This is a genomic window from Nonomuraea fuscirosea, from assembly GCF_003001935.1.
Classification (GTDB): domain Bacteria; phylum Actinomycetota; class Actinomycetes; order Streptosporangiales; family Streptosporangiaceae; genus Nonomuraea; species Nonomuraea fuscirosea.
On sequence record NZ_PVNG01000046.1, the window covers coordinates 1 to 22,286 of the forward strand.

16 protein-coding genes and 1 pseudogene are annotated in these 22,286 nt (G+C 68.1%); 8 read left to right on the forward strand and 9 right to left on the reverse strand.

The window, feature by feature from the left end:
* The first annotated feature begins 343 nt into the window (after positions 1 to 343).
* Entirely contained in the window at positions 344 to 685 is a 342-nt protein-coding gene (locus B0I32_RS53990) for a hypothetical protein (RefSeq protein ID WP_146178707.1), read from the forward strand.
* 5 nt (positions 686 to 690) lie between these two features.
* Here the strand turns inward: B0I32_RS53990 and B0I32_RS61310 are convergent, their stop codons facing one another.
* From B0I32_RS61310 to B0I32_RS57210, 5 genes and pseudogenes are all read right to left on the reverse strand, one after another.
* The gene (locus B0I32_RS61310; protein ID WP_281262692.1) at positions 691 to 1,077 is read right to left on the reverse strand and encodes a site-specific integrase; all 387 of its coding nucleotides are present in this window, start codon (positions 1,075 to 1,077) and stop codon (positions 691 to 693) included.
* Positions 1,074 to 1,262, reverse strand: a complete 189-nt coding sequence (locus B0I32_RS61315) for a hypothetical protein (protein ID WP_281262693.1) — start codon at positions 1,260 to 1,262, stop codon at positions 1,074 to 1,076. The genes B0I32_RS61310 and B0I32_RS61315 overlap by 4 nt, the downstream gene beginning before the upstream one ends.
* 101 nt (positions 1,263 to 1,363) lie before the next feature.
* A pseudogene (locus tag B0I32_RS54000) lies at positions 1,364 to 1,816 on the reverse strand (replication initiator); the annotation flags it as partial.
* A 124-nt stretch (positions 1,817 to 1,940) separates the two neighbouring features.
* On the reverse strand, positions 1,941 to 2,663 hold the full coding sequence (locus B0I32_RS57205; protein WP_146178708.1) for a hypothetical protein: 723 nt from the start codon (positions 2,661 to 2,663) through the stop codon (positions 1,941 to 1,943).
* A 656-nt stretch (positions 2,664 to 3,319) separates the two neighbouring features.
* Positions 3,320 to 3,910: a hypothetical protein gene (locus tag B0I32_RS57210; RefSeq protein WP_146178709.1), complete on the reverse strand. Its 591-nt coding sequence runs from the start codon at positions 3,908 to 3,910 to the stop codon at positions 3,320 to 3,322.
* Between the two features lie 459 nt (positions 3,911 to 4,369).
* Here B0I32_RS57210 and B0I32_RS54005 point away from each other — a divergent pair, with 459 nt between their 5' ends.
* From B0I32_RS54005 to B0I32_RS54010, 3 genes are all read left to right on the forward strand, one after another.
* Positions 4,370 to 7,264, forward strand: a complete 2,895-nt coding sequence (locus tag B0I32_RS54005; RefSeq protein WP_219912514.1) for an ATP-binding protein — start codon at positions 4,370 to 4,372, stop codon at positions 7,262 to 7,264.
* Between the two features lie 80 nt (positions 7,265 to 7,344).
* Positions 7,345 to 7,521, forward strand: coding sequence for a hypothetical protein (locus tag B0I32_RS58565; protein ID WP_181308852.1), 177 nt, complete (start codon positions 7,345 to 7,347; stop codon positions 7,519 to 7,521).
* A 17-nt stretch (positions 7,522 to 7,538) separates the two neighbouring features.
* On the forward strand, positions 7,539 to 13,748 hold the full coding sequence (locus B0I32_RS54010; RefSeq protein ID WP_106253114.1) for a S8 family serine peptidase: 6,210 nt from the start codon (positions 7,539 to 7,541) through the stop codon (positions 13,746 to 13,748).
* 82 nt (positions 13,749 to 13,830) lie between these two features.
* On the opposite strand, the gene B0I32_RS59385 is transcribed toward B0I32_RS54010, so the two are convergent.
* From B0I32_RS59385 to B0I32_RS57215, 3 genes are all read right to left on the reverse strand, one after another.
* Positions 13,831 to 15,630: a caspase family protein gene (locus B0I32_RS59385; protein ID WP_219912515.1), complete on the reverse strand. Its 1,800-nt coding sequence runs from the start codon at positions 15,628 to 15,630 to the stop codon at positions 13,831 to 13,833.
* Complete coding sequence (locus B0I32_RS54020) at positions 15,627 to 16,019, reverse strand: hypothetical protein (protein WP_106253115.1); 393 nt, start codon at positions 16,017 to 16,019, stop codon at positions 15,627 to 15,629. Before B0I32_RS54020 ends, B0I32_RS59385 begins: the two co-directional genes overlap by 4 nt.
* A gap of 308 nt (positions 16,020 to 16,327) precedes the next feature.
* Positions 16,328 to 17,296 (reverse strand): hypothetical protein, encoded by a 969-nt coding sequence (locus tag B0I32_RS57215; RefSeq protein WP_146178710.1) that lies wholly within the window; start codon positions 17,294 to 17,296, stop codon positions 16,328 to 16,330.
* 320 nt (positions 17,297 to 17,616) lie between these two features.
* Here B0I32_RS57215 and B0I32_RS54030 point away from each other — a divergent pair, with 320 nt between their 5' ends.
* Positions 17,617 to 17,805: a hypothetical protein gene (locus B0I32_RS54030; protein ID WP_106253118.1), complete on the forward strand. Its 189-nt coding sequence runs from the start codon at positions 17,617 to 17,619 to the stop codon at positions 17,803 to 17,805.
* A gap of 254 nt (positions 17,806 to 18,059) precedes the next feature.
* Here the strand turns inward: B0I32_RS54030 and B0I32_RS54040 are convergent, their stop codons facing one another.
* Positions 18,060 to 19,064, reverse strand: coding sequence for a LacI family DNA-binding transcriptional regulator (locus tag B0I32_RS54040; protein ID WP_106253120.1), 1,005 nt, complete (start codon positions 19,062 to 19,064; stop codon positions 18,060 to 18,062).
* Positions 19,065 to 19,143: 79 nt separating this feature from the next.
* Here B0I32_RS54040 and B0I32_RS54045 point away from each other — a divergent pair, with 79 nt between their 5' ends.
* From B0I32_RS54045 to B0I32_RS54055, 3 genes are read left to right on the forward strand one after another with little or no spacing between them, the layout of a single operon-like run.
* Positions 19,144 to 20,421, forward strand: a complete 1,278-nt coding sequence (locus B0I32_RS54045) for a polysaccharide pyruvyl transferase family protein (protein ID WP_106253121.1) — start codon at positions 19,144 to 19,146, stop codon at positions 20,419 to 20,421.
* Complete coding sequence (locus B0I32_RS54050) at positions 20,414 to 21,325, forward strand: ABC transporter permease (RefSeq protein WP_106253123.1); 912 nt, start codon at positions 20,414 to 20,416, stop codon at positions 21,323 to 21,325. The genes B0I32_RS54045 and B0I32_RS54050 overlap by 8 nt, the downstream gene beginning before the upstream one ends.
* The gene (locus B0I32_RS54055; RefSeq protein WP_106253124.1) at positions 21,322 to 22,284 is read left to right on the forward strand and encodes a carbohydrate ABC transporter permease; all 963 of its coding nucleotides are present in this window, start codon (positions 21,322 to 21,324) and stop codon (positions 22,282 to 22,284) included. Before B0I32_RS54050 ends, B0I32_RS54055 begins: the two co-directional genes overlap by 4 nt.
* Positions 22,285 to 22,286 lie beyond the last annotated feature (2 nt).

A 22,286-nucleotide genomic window follows, 5' to 3' on the forward strand; every position in this document is an offset into this window, starting at 1 on the left:
TCATGACCGCGATGGTTGCCTATGTCCCGAGACACACTCTGTTGAAGTTTCCTATGTCTTGCGACATGGGTTTCCTATGTCCTGAACCAGCACACTGCAGGGCGCGCAACCAAGACCAGCTCAAACACCGTCTGAGCTGGTCTTTTGCTTGAGTACGGCTCCCGCCCCAGATGCAGCCGCATGCCGCCGAGAGCCGCCGTTTGTCGGTGGTCACGGGATATACGCGGGATGGAATCGGTCGCGTTTCCGCAGGTCGATGGCCGGTTTCCGGGGGCCTGCGGATGAAAGCAGAGTACGCCGAAGGGCGCCGGCGGCGAACTGGGACCCTGGGTAGAGTGTGATCATGGGCGTTGACGCGGTGCTGATGCGTGTAGAGCGGCGTGGGACCAGCCCGAAACGCAGGAGGCTCACGCCGATGGCTACCGCGTTGGATCACGACGATGCTTTCGTTCGCCTCGTCGACCAGATCCGCGGGCGTGGCACGAATCCCATGCTGGAAAGGATCGACCCCTACAGGAGCTTGATCCTTACGTCGGTGGAGATGCCGCAGTTCCTCCAGGAGTTGGCCAGGCTCCGCCTTCTTGCCATGACGACCGAGGACCTTCGAGTGGTCCGGGAATTCGAGGATCTTGCACGAGAGTGCGCGACGAACCCGATGCTGCAGCTTCATCTTGACGGAGACTGACAGCGTCATGCGGCGAGGGCGTCCAGGATGCGCTGGTTGGCCACCTCGCGTTGGCCGTCGATGCACTTGGCGTAGACCCTGAGCATGACGTCCACCCCGTGACCCGCCCGTTCCGCGGCTTCGGATGCGTGGACGCCGGCGTTCAGCCATAGGGAGACGGCCGCGTGCCGCAGGTCGTACGGTCTGGCCGCCAGGAGCGAGGTGACCTGGTCGGGGGTGAGGGCATAGGTTCGGGCCCCTTTCCAGATCTTGGCGTAGGCAGAGCCGGAGATCACGCCGTCCGTCCTGGTCCGGAAGAGCCGGCCGTCCTTGGCCGTGCCGTGCGTGTCGAGGTGCGTGCGGAGGATGGCGACCAGTTCGGGCGGGATCGGCACCGGTCGCGTGGTCTTCACACCCGGTGCTTCAAACCGCGTTCGTCATGGGCCTCACCGGAGTCGGTGAACCGTTTGTTGCTCTGGGGTGTCGTCTTCTCCAGAGTGAGCAGGCCCCACCCGGACGCGGGGAGGTGGCAGTCCTTCTCGCGGAGTCCGGCCGCCTCAGCCGGTCGGAGGCCGCCGAAGTACATGCAGGCGAACATGGCCGCCAACATCGGGCCACGTGTCCGGCCGCAGTAGGTGACGGCGACGAGGAGTTCCCTTGCCTGGGCCGGGTTGACGACGACGCGGCGATCTATCGCGTCAGTCGACTTCGCGCGTGCTCGGCCAGGGTTTTGTTCGACCACTTCCGCGACACGAGGACACGGCGTCCGGCGTAGCCGAGGTGTTCCGGCTTATGAGCCTTGGAGCGGCACCGGCCTGGAGCCATCCCGGCTTTGGCGCCCTTGGGCTGCACGCCGTAACGCAGCCAGTTCGGGCAGGCAGGCGAGCACGGCTCGTACCGCAGGGCATCGACGAAGCGGGCCGCGTGCTCCCGCTGGGTCTCGCCGTCGAGGGATTGCCCCAGGCTCTTGGTCAGGTACTCGGACAGGTAGCGGATGCACTGGTCCGCGTCGGAGGTGCTGGCGAGCACGCCCTTGACGTCCACCTGGTCACCGAAGCGGATCACATGCAGAGGCTCGGCGTCCTCGTCGGCGTCGAGCTCGTCGAGGACCTCGCCCCAGGTGGGCAGGACCTCGCCCGTGTCGGGGTCAAGCGGCGGCGCTTCGCGCCGCCGTGGCCCGTGCGGCGGCCGCACGCTGCCCGTGCGGCCTGGGGGCCGTTCTCGCGCGCGGCCGCCGCGCGGGCCACACATCACAAATCTTCCGGGATTCTCGAAGTCAAGTTGTGGTCGTTATAGCACGAATGACCCTCAGCATGCCGTACATATCCTTGAATAATACTTCGGGAAGTGACACGCCGTGAGGAAGCTGTTCGCAGACGAACCGACGAACAATCGATTCAAATGAGCGATCAATCCATTTCTTGGCATATTCTATGTTTGCATTGTCATCGTTGCCGAACTCGGGGCCCGAATCGAGAAGGTTTAGCATCACAGAATTCCAGAGCTCTGGAGAGAGTGCTCCACCTCCCGACGAGGAGATCTTGATAAGCTCAAGGTCTCCCATGAGCTTCCAGACGGAATCGCGCGTAGCTGGGTCAAGGTCCCGGCGACCATAACTTCCTAAAGGTGCTCGTTCGATTCCATTTGCCGCGTTGTCCAGTCGCGCAATCCATGCAAGCTTATGGGCGGCGCTACCATCAAATGGGTGGTCTTGCTGAAAGCGCAGGCGTATGCTCGCTATAGGATTATCATCTTCATCCCAGAAGTCCTGCGCCCTCAAGCTGAGCTTTGGAATGAGATACCAGCCTGTCTGATGAATGACACTCCACCGTACGACTACTACCAAGTCTGCGCTTCCGAGCCATCTCAATGCCAGATCGTGATCAACTTTGATGGAACCTAGCGCAGAAGGCAGCTTTACTTGATCGAATCGAAAGTCGGCTGTAGTGCCCTTGACCTGCACCCAGATACGGGATTTATCCATGCGTCCGGCAAGCACGGCTGAATTAGTAGATCTTCGCCGTAATCCTCGCTGATCTCGTCGACTGCCGCTCCAGTATCGGCCCAGATCTTGCGAACGGCGGCAACAGCTTGCGACGCAATCCTGTGTTGTTCTGGGCGCTGTGGCATGAACCCTCACATGGTGATCACGGCTCTTGCTGAAGAATCCTACAGAGCGCCCACGACAATTTCCTGCCTCCGACGGGGCGCTCCGCCTCCGGGATCACTGCCGCGTCATACCTCATGCCCCTCCAGGTGCCGCCCTTACGATCGCCATGCGGTGGTTGGGCGCCGTACGTGACTGGGGGCGATCGACGCGTCGGGCTTCGTGCCTCAGCCCGACCCACCGGGTGACGGGGCTGGGCACCGTCGCGGGATATGCGCGGGATGGAGCCGCCGGGGGACCGGTTGCCGAAAGGCTGCGGTGCAGGTCGATAGCGGGATGGGAGTGGCGGTTGACATTCCACTGCTAATCCGACGGTCGCAGGTTCGAATCCTGCAAGGCGCGCTTTGTGTGACCAGGGGATGTCCCCGCTTGACCTGCGGCTTTGCGGTCAGGCGAGGGTTCTTCATGTCCGGCTGTGTACGGCTCGCGATGATCGTTTGCGGGTGTCTCTCCCCAATGTCTCCCCATGATTCCGCGCATATTCCGGATCACGGCTTGGGATCTTCGCTGTTGAGTGCCCGGAGGTCTGGGGTCGAAAGCGTTGGCCGTGGACCAGCGCCGCGATACACGTTGCGTGGGAGGAACCGGCCTGGTACGCCTAGCTCCCGGCGGACGCTCTCGTGAAACGCATTCGATGCGGCGACGTACATCTGCCAGCACTGCTCCCAAACGGTTGCATCGGCTTCCAACCTTTCGCGCGCCACCCACTCCAGCCGATGTAACGCATCGTTCAACTCCCGTGTTGTGCGTATGGTCTGCGCGTCGCCAAGCAGCCTGACCGCCTCGTATGTCACGGACCTGTTTGTCTCTGCCTCATCGAGGAGTGCCATGGCCTTGCCTTCCTCTAGGCCCGGCGCAGCGTCGTGCAGTCCATGAAGAGCGGTGATCTGGCGGGTTAGGATGGCCAGTTGCTTGGTGTCTCCGGCGTAGCGGGTGTAGAGCTCCAGCTTCCGGTCCGCCCAATGACGTGCCACTTCCCTTCGATAGCGGGATCGGTCGCTCAAAGTTGTGACTACGTACGTGGTCAGAGCGCCTATGACTACGGCGGCTATCGTCGCTATCTGGCTGGCGAGGTCCATGACGCTACTTCGCCGGATTTCCAGTGATCCGTCAACGGTTCCAAAGAGCAATCCTCAAGAGGGTGAGCCCCTTCACCCTGCTCCGATCCAGGACGAAGGGGCGTATTTCACTGAATTGGTTGGGCCTCACTGAGGGCCTCGGCGATGCGCCGTTTGGCTGCCTCAGCTTGCCCGACGATGCACTTGGCGTAGATTCTGAGCAGGACTTCCACGCTGTGGCCTGCCTTGAGGTGAGGTCGATCACCATCGTCGAGCCCCGTTCTCCGCGGCTCAGCTCGGTGAAGCCCGGCCGCACCCAGGGAGGGTGGTGTTTGAGAAGGTCACCCGTGAGCGGCACCCACAGGATCCCCGGGCGAGCGGGCAGTTGCGCCTGAGCAGCGAAAAGCGAGATCATCACGCATGCTCGACCCCTTCCCCGACGACGATGGGACGTCACCGACGGTATCTACGCCGCATTTCGTGGGTCGTGACCGGGAGATGGCGGCGCTTCGGGTCGCCTTGGCCCGGCCGCCGGCGATCGTGCTGGTGGAGGGTGAGGCGGGGATCGGGAAGAGCCGGCTGCTGCGGGAGTGGCTGGCCGCGCCGGACGAGCGCACTGCCTTGGTCTCGGTGTGCCCACCGCTGCGCGAGTCGCTGACGTTGGGGCCGATCGTCGATGCGTTCCGTGGGATCGACCGCCCGGTGTCGCGATTGGGGCTCACCGAGCTCGCGGGTGCGTTACGGCCCCTGTTTCCTGAATGGTCCGCGGACCTGCCGCCCGCGTTGCCGCCTTTGAGCGATGCGAAGGCGGCACGGCATCGCCTGTTCCGCGCCCTGGACGAGCTGCTGCGGGCTCTGCACGTCGACGTTCTCGTGCTCGAGGACGCTCACTGGGCGGACGAGGTGACCTTGGAGTTCCTGCTGTTCGTCGCCTCTCGGCAGCAATCGGACGGGCCGAGCCTCGTGATCTCCTATCGTCCGGAGGAGGTGGACGCCGGATCGCTGTTGCTGCGGCTGACGTCCCGGTTTCCGGCCGGCGTGACCCAGCTGAGGATCGCCCTGGCGCCGCTGCGACCCGGCGAAACGGCGGCGCTGGTGTCCTCGATGCTGGACGGCAACCCGATATCGCAGGAGTTCTCGACGTTCATGCACGAGCGGACCGGTGGCGTGCCTCTGATGCTGGAGGAGTCGGTCCGCCTCATGTGCGACCGGGCCGACCTCGTCTTCCGCGACGGGCAGTGGGTCCGGCTGAAGTTGCGCAAGCTCCAGGTGCCGCCGACGGTGCGCGACTCCACCCGGGAGCGGGTGGGCCGTCTGTCGCCGACGGCGCAGCAGGTGTTGCGAGCCGCGGCCACGTTGGCCGAGCGGTCATCGGTGGCCACGATCGCGATGACCGCCGGTCTGTCGCCGGCCGCGTGCCGAGGCGCCATCGCGGAGGCGGCCGACGTCGGCGTCCTGGACGGGGACGACCGCGGCCAGTGGCGGTTCAGGCACGTGCTGGCCGCCACGGCCGTCTACGAAGCGATCCCGTTGACCGACCGCAGACGCCTCCACCTGCTGGCCGGCCGGGCCTTGGAGGGCATCCATCCGCCGCCTGTCGCCCGCCTCGCCCACCACTTCCGTGAGGCGGGCGAGACACGGTCCTGGGCGCGGTACGCCGAGCAGGGTGCCGAGCTGGCCATGGCCTCGGGTGACCACACCAAGGCGGTCGACCTGCTGCTCGATCTGTTCTCGTGGTCCGAGCTGCCGCCGGCGGATCGGGCACGGGTCGCGCGCATCGCCGGAGTAGCCGCACTGGGCCGTCGTGAACCGGTCGACGAGGTCTACCACCGGGTGATCCGTACCTTGCGCTCGGTGCTGGAGACCCCCGGCCTCTCCGCCCGCCAGCAGGCCGAGATCCGTAACCCCTTGGGCCGGCTCCTGATCATCGGGGGCGAGGCGCAGGCCGCGCTCGGCGAGCTCGAGCAAGCGGTGACCAACCTCGACCATGACCCGGTCGAGGCGGCCCGGGCGATGACCTATCTCGGCTGGGCCTACGCGGGACCGTGGCCGGCGTCGACCCATCGGCGCTGGCTGGATCGCGCCGCTGAGCTCACCGCCGACGTCGACTCTCCCGCGGAGCGGCTGAACCTGGCCGGCAACCGAGCCGCCGCGTTGCTCATGCTCGGCGAGGAGGAGGCCTGGGACGTCGTCGCCGAGCTGCCCATCGACGGGGCGACCTCGGCGGAGCGTCTCGACGTGGCCCGCATCCACACCAATGTCGGGACCGGCGCACTGATCTGGGGCCGGTACGCCGACGCGGAGAAACACCTCGTTGTGGCCATGCGCCTCGCCGAGTCCGAGCACGCGTCCCGGCTGCAGCACAACGTCCGGCTCGAACAGAGCAACCTGGCATGGTTCACCGGCCGGTGGGAGGGTCTCGCGGAGGCGAGCGCGGCGCTCGCCGATGCCGACCGGGACCGGCCGGCGCTCTACCTCGGCAGCGTTCGCCTCGCGGCCCGGCTGGCGGCCGCCGCCGGACGGCGGCGCGCCGCGAGGGAGCAGTTCCGGCTGGTCCTTGAGGAGTCCGCCCGTCTCGGCGCGGCCGACGACACGATGGAGGCCGCCGCCGCGCTGGCCAGGCTGTGGCTGACGGAGGGGAACAGCGGCCGGGCGCTGCAGATCACGGACGAGCCGATGGACACGGTCCGGCGAAAAGGCATCTGGGTCTGGGCGGCGGACCTCGTCCCCGCCCGGATCGAGGCGCATCTCGTCGCGGGCGACCTGCGGTCCGCGACCCGCCTGGGCGACCGGTTCGCCAGAGGGCTGCGTGGCCGTACGGCGCCCGCGCCTCGCGCCGCCCTGGCCGTATGCCGTGCTCTGCTGGCCGCCGCGGCCGGAGACCACGCCCGCGCGGCGAGGGCGTACGACCGGGCGGCGCGCGCCTGGGACGCGTTGCCGCGCCCCTACGACGCCATGCTCGCCCGCGAGCGTCAAGCCGAGGCGCTCATGGCGCAAGGCCATGTCGAACAGGGCCGGGAGCTGCTGGCCGCACAGTACGAGCAGCTGTTCAGGCTCGGAGCCCGCGGCGATGCGGACCGTGTCGCACAGCGGCTTCGCGAACACGGCGCCGAGGTTCCGCGATTGTGGCGCGGCGGCCGGCGGGGGTACGGTGACCGGCTCTCACCTCGTGAGCTCGACGTGGTCCGGCTGGTCGTCGCCGGCAAGACGAACCGGGAGATCAGCCGGATCCTGGCCAAGTCACCGGCCACGGTGGATCAACAGCTGCGTGCGGCGATGCGCAAGTTGAAGGTGAGCACCCGGACCGCGCTCGCGGTCAAGGCCGTAGAGGCCGGAGTGTTCGCGGAAGAGGATTCCTTCGGCGACCTGTCATGAAAATTGACGTATCCGCCGGATAGCGAAGATCGCTCGTCCCCCCGAGCATGACTCCATGATCCATCGCCCTAGGGCAGTGCATGCCTGAGCGACCTGTCGCGCGTGACGAATTCCCCATCGAGCACCAGCGACCCCTTGAGCTGTCGCGCGGGGCCTTCAGCACCCCTGACGCCCCCGACGCCCCTGACGCCCCCGACACCCGGGATGACGGCGATGACGGCGACGACGAGAGCCACGACCCCTACCAACCCCTGTAGGCCGGAGGACCCCCCACGTGAGACTGCAAGCCCTCGTCACTTCGCTGGCCTTAGCGGTCGGCCTGTGCATGATCTCGCCGCCACCGGCGTCGGCCGCTGAGCCGGATCCCGGTGCACCCGCCGACAAGATCGCCTCGGACCTGAAGGGCCGTTTCCGCACGGATCCGGTCTCCGACTTCTGGATCACGTTCGACACCAAGGCCGACCTCGCGCCGGCGAAGAAGCTCGCCGACTGGACCGCTCGCGGTCAGTTCGTCTACGACGCGCTGGCGGCCGCGGCCAAGGCCTCCGCGGCGTCCGTCTCCGCCGAACTCGACGCGGCGGGCGTGAAGTACACCTCCTACCCGCTCGTCAACGCCGTGCTCGTCAAGGGCGGCACGCAGAAGCTCGCGCTCGACGTCGCCTCGATCGGGCAGGTCGCCGAGATCCAGGCGTCGCCGCAGGTCGCGCTGGTCGAGCCCATCGACGAGAAGACACCGGACGACCAGGCCACCCGCCCCGCCGCCCCCAAGGAAGCCTCCAAGGAAGCCTCCAAGGAAGCCGCCGAGGATGGCACCGTCGCGTGGGGTCTGGACGCCATTCACGCCCCCGAGGCCTGGGCCATGGGGGCCACCGGGTCGGGCATCACCGTGTCCAACCTCGACTCGGGCGTTCAGTTCGACCACCCCGCCCTGACGCGGCAGTACCGCGGCAGGAAGCCCGACGGCACCCTCGACCACAACTACAACTGGATGGCCACCCGGGGCACGTGCACCGGAACGCCGTGCGACGACGACGGACACGGCACGCACACCATGGGCACCATGGTCGGCGACGACGGCACCAACCACGTCGGCGTCGCCCCGGACGCGCAGTGGATCGCGACGAACGGCTGCTGCGAGAGCACCGGCGTCGAGTCGTTGCTCAAGTCCGGCTGGTGGTTGCTCGCCCCGACCGACGTCAACGGGAACAACCCCGACCCGGCCAAGCGCCCCCACGTCATCAACAACTCGTGGGGCCAGACCCTCGAGCACAACTTCGACGACTTCTTCCGGGCCATCGACGAGGCCTGGAGCGCCGCGGGCATCTTCGGCACCTGGTCGTCGGGCAACTCCTCGCCGTACGCGGCGTGCGACACCGTCTCCTCGCCCGGCTCCGCCGAGAGTGCCTACTCGGTCGGCGCCTACGCGTCGGACGGCACGCTCGCGTTGTTCTCCCGCAAGGGCGAGGGTGAAGGCGGCCGGATCAAGCCCGAGATCTCCGCTCCGGGCGTCGCCGTCACCTCCTCCTACCCGAACGACGGTTACATCGCGATGTCCGGCACCTCGATGGCGGCTCCCCACGTCGCCGGCGCCGTCGCCGCCCTGTGGAGCTACGACCCGACCCTGATCGGGCAGGTCGAGGAGACGCGCCGCCTGCTGGGCGAGTCGGCCGTCGACGTCGACGACACCGAGTGCGGCGGCACCGCCGGCTTCAACAACAAGTACGGCGAAGGCCGGCTCGACCTCGTCCGCCTGCTCAAGCTCGCTCCCCGGCAGGGCGGTACCCTCACCGGTGTCGTCACCGCCGACGGGACCCCGGTCTCCGGCGCCGACGTGACGATCAGCGGACCGTTCAGCCGGTCCGTCGGGACCGACAAGGACGGCCGGTTCACGGTGAGCCTCCCGGTCGGCGACTACCGGCTCAGCACCAAGCCCTTCGGGTACCTGACCGCGACCGCGAGCGCCACGATCGCCCTCGGCCAGGACACCTCGGTCGAGATCGCGCTCACCGCCGCCGCGCGCCACGACATCAGCGGCAGGGTGGTCGACGACAAGAAACAGCCCGTCCCGAACGCCGACGTCTCCGTCAAGGACACGCCGCTGGACGCCGTGCGCACGGACGCCGACGGCGCGTTCACGATCGCCGGTGTGCCGGAGGGCCAGTACGGGCTCGCCGTCACGCCCAACGCCTGCTTCTCGCCGACATCCGTCGCGCTGACCGTCGGCGCCGAGAACCAGCCGCTGGAGATCCCGGTCGGGCTCGTCGTCGACAAGGGCGGCTACAGCTGCTCCGTGTCCGAGGGGGAGTACCTGCGCGGCACCGACCCGGTCACGTACGGAAGCGGCGTGTGGGCGACGGTGAACCTGCCGTTCCCGATCGCGCTCTACAACGGCAGCCACGACAGCCTCGCGATCAGCCTGCGCGGCGTGATCTCCCCGGACAACTCCACCGGACCCGGTTTCGGCGGCGCGGGCCTCTTCCCGTTCACCGTCTCGTCCCCCGTCCAGTTCGCCTCCGGCGGGGGAGTCTTCACGGCGGCCACCAAGGTCGACGGCGAGGACGCGTTCGTCATCGAGTTCCGCGACGCCAAGATCTGGGCCTACCCGATCCGGTCCGAGTACACGGAGCCGGTCAGCTTCTCGGCCACGCTCACCCGCTCGGGCAAGGTGATCTACGGGTACGGCGACGGCATCGGCACGGACGACGAGGTGACCGGCGGCGCCCGCGCCATCACCGGCATCCAGGGCTGGGCCGGTGTGGACGGCATCCGGTTCTCCGAGAACGTCCCGGTGCTCCACGACGGGATGATCGTCACCTACGATCTTCCGGACTGGGGCTACCTCGACGCGACCGTCGTCGACAAGAACGACGGGCTGCCGGTGTCCGGCGCCAAGGTCTCGTTCACCGACAAGAACGGCCTCGTCGAGAGCGTCACGACCAACGGGACGGGCGTCGTGCACCGCCAGCTGCCGGTCGCCGGCTACACGATGACCGTCGAGGCGCCGAACTACGTGACGGGGTCGTACGACTTCACCCTCGACAAGCTCTTCGCGAAGGCGGCGATCGACGCGCGCCTCACCACGGGCGTCCCCGGTCTGAAGGCGAGCGGCCTCGACGCCGTGATGGGAACCGGCCAGAACGGTGTGGGCTCGCTGACGCTGACCAACACCGGTTCCGCACCGCTCACGTACGACCTGGGGGAGGCCGCGCGCCACCACGAGCTCGACGCCGCCGGCGCCACCACGCGCACCGGCACGGGCGCGGACAGCACGATCGACCTCAAGGCGTGGAAGGCCGGCGCGAGCGGCATGAAGCGGTCGAACGTCGACGGCGAGGCCGCGAAGGCGAGCGCCGCGGAAGCGAAGGCGGCCGACAAGGTCGGTAAGACCTCCGGCGGCGACGTCATCACCCGCATCGAGATCCCGGGCACGATCGCGGAGAAGGAACCCTCCGGCATCGGGTACGACGGCGACGTGTGGGTGCACGACTACAACGCGCGGACCAACACCGCCTACACCGTGACGGGCAAGAAGACCGGCAAGGTCTTCGACGCCGCGTGGAATCCCCAGTACCGGGCCTTCGACATGGCGCTCGACACCAAGACCGGCGACATGTGCCAGATGGAGGACAGCCCGGCCAGCTACATCCACTGCTTCGACCGGGAGACCGGGAAGGAAACCCGGCAGATCAAGGGTGACTGGTCCACGCTGCAACTGACCGGACTCGCCTACAACCCCGCCGAGGACGTGTTCTACGTCGGCGGCCGGGCGAACGGCCTGATCGGAACCGTCGCCGGGACGTCGCACGACAACGCGGGTGCGCTGCTGTCCTTCTGCGCCCCGCCGCTGCCCGAGGTGATGGGCCTGGCCTACAACCAGGCCTCCGACACCATCTGGTACACCGACCTCACCTCGGACAGGCCCACCCGCCTGCTGCAGGTCGACCCCGACGACTGCTCGCTCGTCAACGCGTGGTGGTTCCCGGGCCAGAAGGCGGGCCAGGGTGGCGGCCTCGAGACCGACTCGACCGGGGCGCTGTGGGCGGCGGACCAGATCGCCGACGACGTCGTGCTGGTCGACGTCGAGGACGACCTGATCACCGACCTGCCCTGGCTGTCGCTCTCCTCGACCGGCGGCACCCTCGCCCCGGGCGAGTCGACGACGGTCAAGGTCTCGATCTCCTCGAAGGACGCCGGCCCGGGCACTCTCGGCGCGAACATCATCGTGCGCTCCGACTCCGGACGGCAGCCCAAGACCTACGTCCCGGTGACGCTCACGACCACGAAGTACCAGGTCGGCGTCAACGCCGGCGGCCGCTCGTTCACCGACGCCTCCGGCTACACCTGGTCCGGCGACCAGGCGGCCCATGGCAAGGCGTGGGGCTACGCCGGGAAGGGCAAGACGATCTCCACGAGGGCTCCGATCGCGGGCACCGAGGACGACGCCCTGTTCCAGGCCCAGCGCACCACGCCGGGCGAGGACCTGGTCTACACGTTCCCCGACGCGCCGAAGGGCACCTACGCCGTCGACCTCGGCTTCGCCGAGATCGAGCAGGTCAAGCGGGGCAAGCGGGTGTTCGACGTCCTCATCGACGACGAGCTGACGCAGTACGCCTACGACCCCGTGAAAGCCGCCGGCCCGAACACCGCCGACTGGCACACCGCAGTGGTGCGGCACGACGGCGGTCCGCTGACCGTGGAGCTGAGGGGCAGCAAGGGCCTGCGGGCTCCGAGCATCGCGGCGCTGCGTGTGACGCTCGATCCGCGCGGAGACAAGGAGGAGGAGCCCCAGCCCGAGGAGCCGGAGCCGGGCCCCGTGCCCGTGTCCCCCGCCGGTCGCTCGTACGCGATGAAGGTGACCGACGGGCTCTATCGCCAGGGTACGCAGGACTCCGGGTGGCACGGCGATGACGCCTGCGGCGTGCTGTGGTTCGACTCCAGCTTCCTGTTCCCGTTCTACGACACGGCCTGGGACGGCGTGTGCGTGACGACGAACGGCGCGCTGGTCTTCGACCGGGCCAGCGCTCTGGGGAACAACACGGCGCTGCCGACGCCGTACAAGTTCGACGCGACCTTCCCGTTCTGGGACGACCTGGAGATCGACAACGAGGCGGGCATCTACTTCGGCACCACCGAGGTGGACGGCCTGGCCGCTGAGGTCGTCGAGTGGCGCAACGCCGCCTTCCACAGCGACAAGACGGCCCGGGTGAGCTTCTCGGTGACCCTGATCGCGGACGGCCGCATCCAGATCGGGTACGGCGACGGCATCGGCGGCGACAACCCGCTCACCCGCGGGTCGTCGGCGACGGTCGGCGTGGAGAGCCTGAAGGGCAACCCCGCGAGCCAGTACTCCTTCAACCAGCCCATCCTGAAGGCCGGTCTGGGGCTGGAGTACACCCTCCCGGCCGCGGGCACGATCGAGGGCACGGTCACCGACGCGAACGACCGCAAGCCGATCGCGGGCGCGATCGTCACGCTCACCGGGCCGAACGGTGAGCGGGTCATCACCGCCGACGAGAAGGGCCGGTGGAAGGCTCAGGCACTGGTCGGTGAGAACACCGTGCAGGTCTGGGCGCCGAACTACGTCACGGCCAGGCACCCCGTCACCATCGCCAAGAAGGATCAGGCCGAGGTGGTCGACACGGCGTTGGCCACGGGCGTCGCCACCGTCACGGGAGGTGACCTCGACTGGCTCCTCGGCCCGCACCAGAAGGCGACCGCCGAGGTGATCGTGACCAACACCGGCTCCGCCCCGCTCGACGTGCGGCTGAGCGAGCAGAAACGCACCAGTGACGGCGGGCACGAGGCCGCCGACCTTCCGTGGCTGACCCTCACGGGCCCGGCCGCAACCGGCCCGGTCAAGCTCGCGGCCGGCGAGTCCACCACGGTCACGGCAACGGCCGACAACGCCGCGGCCGAGCCCGGCGTGCTCGACGGGGACGTGCTCGTCGCGTCGAACGCCGGCAAGGACGAAACCCAGCTCAGGCCGGTCCGCCTGGCGACCTCGGCCTACTGGCAGGGCGTCGACGCGGGCGGGTCCGGGCACGTCGGTGCCGACGGCTTCGTCTGGTCGCCCGACCAGAAACTCGGCTCGCGGCCGTGGGGCTACGTCGGCGGCACGGCGCGTACCACCAAGGCCGGCATCGGCGGCACGGAGGACGACGACCTGTTCCGCACCCAGCGGACCGGCGAGACGTTCGCCTACGTGTTCAAGAACGCGCCCGCCGGGATGTACCGGATCGGCCTCGACTTCGCGGAGATCGAGAAGGTCAAGGCCGGCAAGCGGGCCTTCGATGTCCTGGTCGACGGCAAGGTAGCGCTCCACGACCACGACGTGCAGAAGAAGGTGGGTGCGCTGACCGCGGACGTGAACACGGTCACCGTCGAGCACGGCGGTGGCGATCTGAAGGTCGAGTTCCTCCGCGAGATCGGGGAGCGCGATCCGATCCTCAGCGCCCTGAAGGTCCAGCAGGACCCGCGCCTATGAGATAGCCGACCCGGTGGTCAGAGCCTCCTCGGAAAGGGTCGCCGTGGAGGCTCTGGCCACGCCTGCCGAGTACGGCAACGCCTCACATGCCGCTTGAGATGCGTAGCAGAAGCGCCAGCGGCGCGCAGGCGATCGCGACCCAGGAGAGGATCACCGCAGCTTGGTTGACGCCTCGGCCGCCGTAACGGCCCGGGGAAGCTGATATCGCCTGGTTCGACTGGCCGGCCAGTCGGCGGGCTTTTATGGACAGCACGATGCCGGCTGCCGTCAAGACAAGGATGGTGAGGATGTCCCACAGCGCCTGCTCGATGACAGACCGGATGGTCTCAGAGCCGCCACCCGCGGCCTTCACGGTGTCGATGTAGCTCGATACGCCCACTGCGGCGAAGTCGCCGATCCGCCAGGCGGCCCAGGTCAGCGACAGCAGCGACGCGATCGCGAGCCCCAGCGCCCAGAACGCCTTGCCGTGGGTCGGCGGGCTCCCCCGGGATCGCATCACCCGCTCCGGGGGCGGCGCCTGCGGCCGGGCGGGCGGCGGCTGCCTGGGGGCCGTCTTCTCCCAGCTCGGCCGCTCGGCAGTCGGGGGTGACGTCCGCTCGTTCCGCGGACCCGTGGTCACGGCGGCAGGTTGGGGCGCGGTGACGATGGCTTCGACGTGGATCGCCGTCTCCTGGATGGGGTCTTTCAGGAGGATGTCGCCTTGGACGGAGCCTTGGTGGGAGGTGTCCGGGGATATGTGGAGGCCCGTGGCGTCCTGTTCGACGTGGATGCCGCAGTTGCTGACCTGGAACGAGCAGGCGCGGGCCAGAGGTGGGCCGAGGACGGGCACGGTATGGCTGGGCGTGGAGTGCTGGGGCACCTGTCCGAAGTCCACCCGGTGCTCGGCCGGCTGGACGAGCGCTTCGCGCAGGGCCTCCTGGGCCGCCGTGGCGATGTAGTCGATGTCGTTGTGCGCCATCTCCTGCAGCGCGTCCCGGGCACCGGCGGCGGCCGGAAGATTGTCACTGGTGAGCCGATGCCGAAGCTCGGTGATCGCGCCGCGCCGGGCGAAGATGCTCGGATCGGTCATGGCCGCCCGGAGGTCCGGCGGCACGGGCAGCGGCTGGATCCGGCGTCGCCCGCTCCGCGCCAGGTACAGCTCGCCCTGCAGGTCGAAGCTCCGGCTCGGGGTCTGGTTCGGGTTCTGGTCGCGGACCCGGTCGAAGACGTAGTCGTACAGCTCGTCCAGCGAGACCTGGCCGTCCTCGTCGCTGTCGGCGTCCCCGGTGACCAGGCCCTCCACCAGGGCGTTGGTGAAGATCGACGGCCGCGGCCCGGACTCTTCGGACAGCTGGTCACCTTCGAAGGCGTACTCCATCGAGGTGGACGCGGTGATGACGGCCTGCCCGCGCCCGCCATGCCCGGAGCTCTGCCCGGCGAAGCTGTCCAGCACGTTGACGTCGCCGGACGCGCGCACCACGGCCCCTTCGGTGAAGGCTCCGCCGTAGCAGCAGTCCAGGAACAGCACGATGCTCCTGGACCGGCTACCGCGCATGCAGCGCTGGACGAAGTCGGCCGGAACGGCGGTGGAGCCGAGGCGGTCGGGGCGAGTGTTGCGGGCGGCGAAGAACAGCTCCCCTGACTCGCTCTTCACCCCGTGGCAGGACAGGTGCAGCACCAGCAGGTCCCCCGGTACGGCGTCCAGGAAAAAGTCCTCGATGTGGCCGGCCATCTGGTACGCGGGCTCGTTGTGCACCACACGCACCTCGAACCCGCCGATGCCCGGATCGCCGAGCGCCCTGGCCAGTGCCCTGGCGTCCTGGACCGGCGATCGCAGCCGCCCCAGCGAAGGGTTCTCGTACACGTCGTTGGCGATGATCAGCGCCTTCCGCCCGCCGCTCACCGCCCGTCTCCCGCCGGGGCGTGCCGGTCGGCGAACAGCTTGAGCAGCCTGACCTGTTCGTCGCTCGACGCCTGGGAGAGCTCCAGTACGTCCCCGTCCAGCTCGATCCGCACCATCCGCTTGGCGTCGCCCCTGCGGCCCATCCACTGGAAGACGGTGCCGAGGACGGCCTGGAGTGCGGTGGCCGACTGTCCCAGGCTGACCGCGAGCTCGCCGATCATGGCGACGTCCACCGCCCTGGCTCCGGGCGGCGGGGGCCCCGTCCTGACCGGCGTCACATCCTCCACGTCCAGCTCAAGCAGCTGTCCACGCAGGAACCTGGTGAGCTTGTCCAGCCGTTCGGAGTCGGAGTCTTCCTCGGAGAGGTAGAGGTTCAGCTGGGCTCCCATCGGTCTCCTCCTCCTCGCTGGCGGTGCTCCGGCGAGCGAGCCTGGTGTTCGCCCCTGTTATCCACGCTAGGCCACACAAGAATGGTCATCACCTGCGAGATCCCACGATCGAGAAGATCCTTGGACCGAACGTGACTCACTCTCCCAAGACGGCCTCATCTGGCGGCGACGCACACCCAGCTGATGCCGCAACACCAAGATCTCCGCGTCCTTGGACGCCTGCGATCGGCACCCGCAATGTCGATCCGTAGCGGATGCTTTCGACGACGGTGTCGTCGAAAAGGCCGCCCTAAACGTTCCGATAAACCCTATTGCTGCCAGACGGTGTAGAAGAGGGGCAAAGGTGCTTTTTCATCACCTATGGGTGGTATTGAGCGTATCTGGATGCCGACGATATTGCCCTCTACGGTGAGGGCGCAGGCCCAGCCGCCCGCTTTCATGTCGGCCATGGCGATCTGGTCGTAGGTGCGTTTCTTCAGATCAGCCTCGCAGGACTTGGCGGTGGGCTTGCCTGAGACGGGGGTGATCGGCTGAGCACCGCCGCCGGAAGTCCACAACGCACGGTACGGGCTGACGTACCACAGGTCACTGCTGTTGGGGATGATCTCGCCGATCTTCCCACTTTCCACATCGAGATAGTCCTGGTCCATCAGCGAAACCCGTCCCTGGTGCAGGACGGTTCCCGAGGCTGCGGCGCTCGTCTCGCCGGCCGGAGAATCTGTTGGCGATGGAGTTTCGCTCGTCTCTGGTGTGGTGGATGCGGGGCTGGTAATCGAAGCCTGGGGGGCCGGCGTGCTCGCTGGCGGCTGGACGGAGCTGGTGTTGTGGCCGGCCGCGTTGCTCGCAGGCTGAGAACGCTCGCCCTGCCAAGGCCGGACCAGTAGGAGGGTGACGGCGGCGAGGGCCGCCGTCGCGGCCGCAGACAACAGGAAGAGACGCCGACTCCATCCCACTGGCGTGCCGGGTTCCGCTGGATCGCGTGGGGAGCCTGTACCTGCCGTTTCGGCGATCTGGTGTACTCCCGGCGCACCCATGGCGTCCTCCGCGCCTGCGGTTGACCCGTGACCCGTCCTCTCGCCGTCCGTCGGCGGGTCAGCCGAAGCCGGTTGGCCGTTACGGGAGGACAGGAGCACGCTGTACCCCGACAACCCCAGTCCGGCCAGGCCGGTGAAGGCGCCGAGCACGCTGGCTAGCTGATCGGCTTGTTCGAGGCCCATCTGCAAGAACACCCCGCCCAGCACCACAAACCCAGCCCCGGCCACCAGGGCGACCCACATAACCGTCCGCTTCGCTCTCCGCGCTGCCACCCCTTTATGGTGATCCTGCGCCTCCGCAGAGTAGGCGCTTCCGACGACTTGTAATCAATCTGCTACTCACTGCGATCTCACCTGGCCCCATACGGCGGTGACCTTTGGGGTCGGCGATACTTCTGCCATCCGGTAGAAACGCTCACGCATTCGGAGGTGGGAGCAACTACCGTCAAATGACACTCCGCGATACTCAGGATCTTGCTTCCGATCCGGCGGTCGCAGGTTCGAAGCCTGCAGGGCGCGCGTACGCCGAAGGGCGCCGGCGGCGAACCGGGACCCTGGGTAGAGTGGATCACGACGATGCTTTCGTTCGCCTCGTCGACCAGATCCGCGGGCGTGGCACGAATTTCATGCTGGAAAGGATCGACCCCTACAGGAGCTTGATCCTTCCGTCGGTGGAGATCAGCTTCGCCGGTGATACGGCAAGGCTCTTCGACTTCACCGGATACGGGTGCAGGGGGCCGCGGCGGCGGTGATGGTGCCGGCGTCTCTCGGGCTGGTCCGGCAGGGCTTCCCCGACCAGGCTGAACGGGCGCGGGCCGTCGCCGTCTGGACCGTGGGTGGCGCGGTCGCGGTGGCGGCCGGGCCGGCCCGCGGCGGCCTTCGTCGGGCACGGCCACGGACACTGAGGGCGGCCGGAGGCAGGCCGCGTGGTGACGACCCGCGGTCCTTCACCTGTGCGGACCGCGTCGAAGGCGGCGTCGTAGAGCGGGTCGCGATCACGCGAAAGCTAGTCGCGGAGCCGGGGCGGAGCGGTCGCCGAGTCGCGGATCACCAGTTCGGGTTCGGGGTCGGTGATGACGCCGCCGGCGCTCGGCCGTCCCGCGATCAGGTCGTAGAGCGCCTCGACGCCGGCCCGGCCGAGCTGGTACATGGGCATCCGGACCGCGGTGACGGCCGGGCGCAGGTGCCGCATCAGGTCGACGTCGTGGATGCCGACCACCGACAGCTGGTCGGGGATGGCGATGCCGAGGTCGCGGGCGGCGGCCAGGACCCCGACCGCGCTCATGATGTTGTTGACGACGATGGCGGTCGGCGCGGTCGGCGCCTGCATGGCCTGCCGGAGACCGTCGGCGCCGGCCTGCTCGCCGAACCCGGTGGCCAGGTGCGGGGCCGGTTCAAGGCCGGCGGCTTCCATCGCCTGCCGGTAGCCGAGGTAGCGCTGCTGGGAGAGGTATCCGGAACCCCCGACGAAGACGATGCGGCGGTGGCCGAGGTTGGCCAAGAATCGCGTCGCGATCTCGCCCGCGCGGTGATCGTCCACGTCGATCCAGGGATGGTCCAGTGCGTGTTCCAGGATGAGGATCGGCTTGGGGTGGGAGCGGAGCTCGGCCATCACGTCGTCGTCCAGCAGCCCTTCGCCGCGGATCAGGATGCCGTCGACCGTGCCCTGGCTGAGCAGCCGGGTCAGGAACCGGCTGCCGGAGCGCATCGTCTCGGCATCGCCCAGCAGGACCGTCGCGCCGTGCTCGGCCGCCGCCTCGTAGACCCCGTGCCGCAGCGGACCGTAGACCGGGTTGTCGATCTTGTTGAGGATCATCGCGATCATGTCGGTCTGGTTGAGCCGCAGCGAGCGCGCCGTCTGGTTCGGCTGGTAGCCCAGTTCCCGCATCGCCTGGAGCACCCGGGTGCGGGTGGATTCCTTCATCCGGGTGTGGCTCGTGCCGTTGACCACCGCCGACACCACGGCGAGTGACACCCCAGCCGCTCGTGCGACGTCACGTTGCGTTGCCATGGTGGAAGCCTACTAGCTTCTTGACGTAACGTCTCACCATCCCTATGTTGAATTAACGTTACGTCAGCAAGGAGTATCTATGACATCGACACGTCGCACCGTCCTGCTGCGGTCCTCATGGGCGACGGTGAACATCGGCGACGTGGCTCACTCCCCTGGGGTGGTGCGGGCGTTTCAGCGGTTCGCCCCCGAGGTCGAGGTCGTCCTCTGGCCGGTGCGGCTGGAGGAGCGCGAACGGTCCATGCTGCGGCACGCGTTTCCCGACGTACGCGTCGTCGACGGCACTCTCGGCGGGGACGGGCCGAGCACCCCGGAGCTGGCCGCCGCCCTCGACGGCGCGGACGTCCTGATGCACGGATCGGGCGCCGACGCCTTCCAGGGCACCGAGATCGACTGGTGGCGCGAGCACGTGGGCCGCCCGTACGGGTACTTCGGGATCACCGTGGATCCGCTGTGCCCGCCGACCATGGCGACGCTGCCGGAGTTGGCGCAGATGGTCGAGCTGCTCCCGCCGTCCTATCTCGCGGACGACGTCAAGGAGCGTTTCGACGGCGCCGACTTCGTGTACTGCCGCGAGACGCTGACCCTGGCCACCCTGCGCGGTCAGAAGATCACCGGGCCCGACCTCGCCTTCGGGCCGGACGGCACGTTCGCGTTCGACCACACCGACGACGTCGCCGCCGCTCGCCTGCTGGAGGATCTCAACCTGGAGCCCGGCCGGTTCGCCTGCTTCGTTCCGCGGCTGCGCTACGCCCCCTACGCGAAGATCTACGGCACCGAACCGACCCGCGAGCAGATGCGGCGCGACGCGGTCAACCGGGCCACCGTGACGCAGGACCTGTCGGTGCTGGCGGCGGCGATCGAGACCTGGGTACGCGTCAGCGGCCGGCCGGCCCTCGTGGTGCCCGAGATGAGCTACGCCGTCGAGCTCGCCCACGAGCAGCTTCCGGGCCTGCTCAGTCCGCAGACGCTCGGTCAGGTCCGGATCCTGGACCGGTACTGGCCGCTGGAGGAGGCGACCGGGGTCTACGCCGTCTCGTCGCTGGTGGTCAGCATGGAGTGTCATTCGCCGATCATGGCCGCACGACATGCGATCCCGACCGTCTACCTCCGGCAGCCGACCGAGACCACGAAGTCCCAGATGTTCGCCGACCTCGGCGGCCCCGACCTGGTGATCGAGCTCGACCATCGTGCCGCGGCGACGGTCGTCGCGGCGGTCACCGACATCGCCACCGACCCGGCGCCCGCGGTCGCCCGCAGCAGGAGGATCGCGGCCGACGCCGACGACCGGCTGCGGGCTGCGGTGGAAGCCTGCGTGGCGGGCCGGCCCGTATCGGCGGGGACCGGCGATGCGTAGCCTGCGCGACCGCTGGCGGCGCGACCGGGTCCTGCTGCTGCTGGCGCTTCCCGGGGTCACGGTGCTGCTGCTGTTCCACTATCTGCCGCTCGGCGGGAACGTCATCGCGTTCCAGGACTTCCAGCCGTTCCTCGGCATCTGGCACAGCCCGTACGTCGGGCTGGACAACTTCGAGCCGGTGCTCACCGGCGACCCGGTGTTCCTCAACGCCCTCGTCAACACGCTGATCATCACGCTGATCCAGGTGGTCTTCGTCTTCCCGCTGCCGATCTGCCTCGCGCTGATCCTGAACGCGACCGTCAGCGAACGGCTCAAACGCCTCAGCCAGTCGATCCTCTACATGCCGCACTTCCTGTCCTGGGTCATCGTGGTCGCCCTGTTCCAGCAGATGTTCGGCAACGGCGGGATGCTCAACGCCTGGCTGCGCTCGGCCGACCTGTCCACGTTCTCCGTCGTCGGCGTACCCGAGCTGTTCAAACTCATGATCACCTCACAGGTGATCTGGAAGGACACCGGCTGGTCGACGATCATCTTCCTGGCCGCACTGTCCCGAGTGGATCCGGCGCAGATGGAGGCCGCGGTGGTGGACGGCGCCTCGGCGGCTCGCCGCCTGTGGCACGTGACCCTGCCCGCCATCCGCCCGGTGATCGTCCTGCTGCTGATTCTGCGGCTCGGCGACTCGCTGTCCGTCGGGTTCGAGCAGATCATCCTGCAGCAGGCGCAGGTCGGCGCCGGTGCCAGTGAAGTGCTCGACACCTACGTCTACAACCACGGGATCGTCGGCGGCGACTGGGGCACCGCGGCCGCGGTGGGGCTGATCAAGGGCATGGTCGGTGTCGCGCTCGTACTCGGCGCCAACCGGTTGGCCCACGCCCTGGGCGAGCAGGGGGTGTACGCCAAATGACGAGCCGACCCGCACCGGCCACGGTGTCCGTGGCACGCCACGCCGCGCGGACAAGGCCACGCCCGAGCAGCGGCGGGCGGCCGGTCTGGATGGGCGAGCCGAGCAAGCTGGGGGTCGGCGCACGCGGACTCGTGCTCGGCCTGGGCTGCCTGGCGGTTCTGGTGCCGTTCTGGGCGGTGCTCATGACCAGCATCGCCTCCCCGGAGGAGATCAACAGCGCGGGCGGCTTCGTGCTGTGGACGAACGAACCGACGCTGGACTCCTACCGGGCCGTCCTGTCCGGCGGCATCGTCACCCGTGCGCTGCTGGTGAGCGCCGGCATCACCGCGGTCGGCACGGCACTCAGCCTCGTCAGCACGATCGCTCTGGCGTACGCGCTGTCGCGGCCGGGCACGTTGCTGCAGAAGCCGATCCTGCTGATGACGGTGTTCACCCTGCTGTTCAACCCGGGCATCATCCCGATGTACCTGACGGTCAAACAGCTCGGCCTGCTGGACAGCTATCTGGCACTGATCCTGCCGGTGCTGGTCAACGCGTTCAACGTCATCGTCATGCGCGCGTTCTTCCAGGGAATCCCCGGCGAGCTGCGGGAGAGCGCCTACATCGACGGGGCCGGGGAGCTGCGCATCCTGCTGCGGATCGTCCTGCCGCTGTCGAAGGCGGTCGTCGCCGTGATCGGGCTGTTCTACGCGGTGGCGTACTGGAACGCCTTCTTCTCCGCGATGTTGTACCTCCAGTCGTCGGAGAAGTGGCCGCTGCAACTGGTCCTGCGCACCTACGTCGTCAACAACACCCCGATCGGGGCCGACCAGCTCAGCTCGAACCTGGAGAATCTGCCCCCGCAGATCTCCGTCCAGATGGCGATTCTCGTCATCTCCGTCCTCCCCATTTTGTTCATCTACCCCTTCATACAGAAGCACTTCGCCAAGGGACTCATGGTCGGCGCCGTCAAGGGCTGACC

Excerpts from the sequence above, each read along its gene's own strand:
- B0I32_RS53990 (WP_146178707.1), top strand. The coding sequence starts at position 344 with ATGGGCGTTGACGCGGTGCTGATGCGTGTAGAGCGGCGTGGGACCAGC.
- B0I32_RS61315 (WP_281262693.1), bottom strand. The coding sequence starts at position 1,262 with ATGTTCGCCTGCATGTACTTCGGCGGCCTCCGACCGGCTGAGGCGGCC.
- B0I32_RS57210 (WP_146178709.1), bottom strand. The coding sequence starts at position 3,910 with ATGGACCTCGCCAGCCAGATAGCGACGATAGCCGCCGTAGTCATAGGC.
- B0I32_RS58565 (WP_181308852.1), top strand. The coding sequence starts at position 7,345 with ATGCCTGAGCGACCTGTCGCGCGTGACGAATTCCCCATCGAGCACCAG.
- B0I32_RS54020 (WP_106253115.1), bottom strand. The coding sequence starts at position 16,019 with ATGGGAGCCCAGCTGAACCTCTACCTCTCCGAGGAAGACTCCGACTCC.
- B0I32_RS57215 (WP_146178710.1), bottom strand. The coding sequence starts at position 17,296 with ATGTGGGTCGCCCTGGTGGCCGGGGCTGGGTTTGTGGTGCTGGGCGGG.
- B0I32_RS54040 (WP_106253120.1), bottom strand. The coding sequence starts at position 19,064 with ATGGCAACGCAACGTGACGTCGCACGAGCGGCTGGGGTGTCACTCGCC.
- B0I32_RS54045 (WP_106253121.1), top strand. The coding sequence starts at position 19,144 with ATGACATCGACACGTCGCACCGTCCTGCTGCGGTCCTCATGGGCGACG.
- B0I32_RS54050 (WP_106253123.1), top strand. The coding sequence starts at position 20,414 with ATGCGTAGCCTGCGCGACCGCTGGCGGCGCGACCGGGTCCTGCTGCTG.
- B0I32_RS54055 (WP_106253124.1), top strand. The coding sequence starts at position 21,322 with ATGACGAGCCGACCCGCACCGGCCACGGTGTCCGTGGCACGCCACGCC.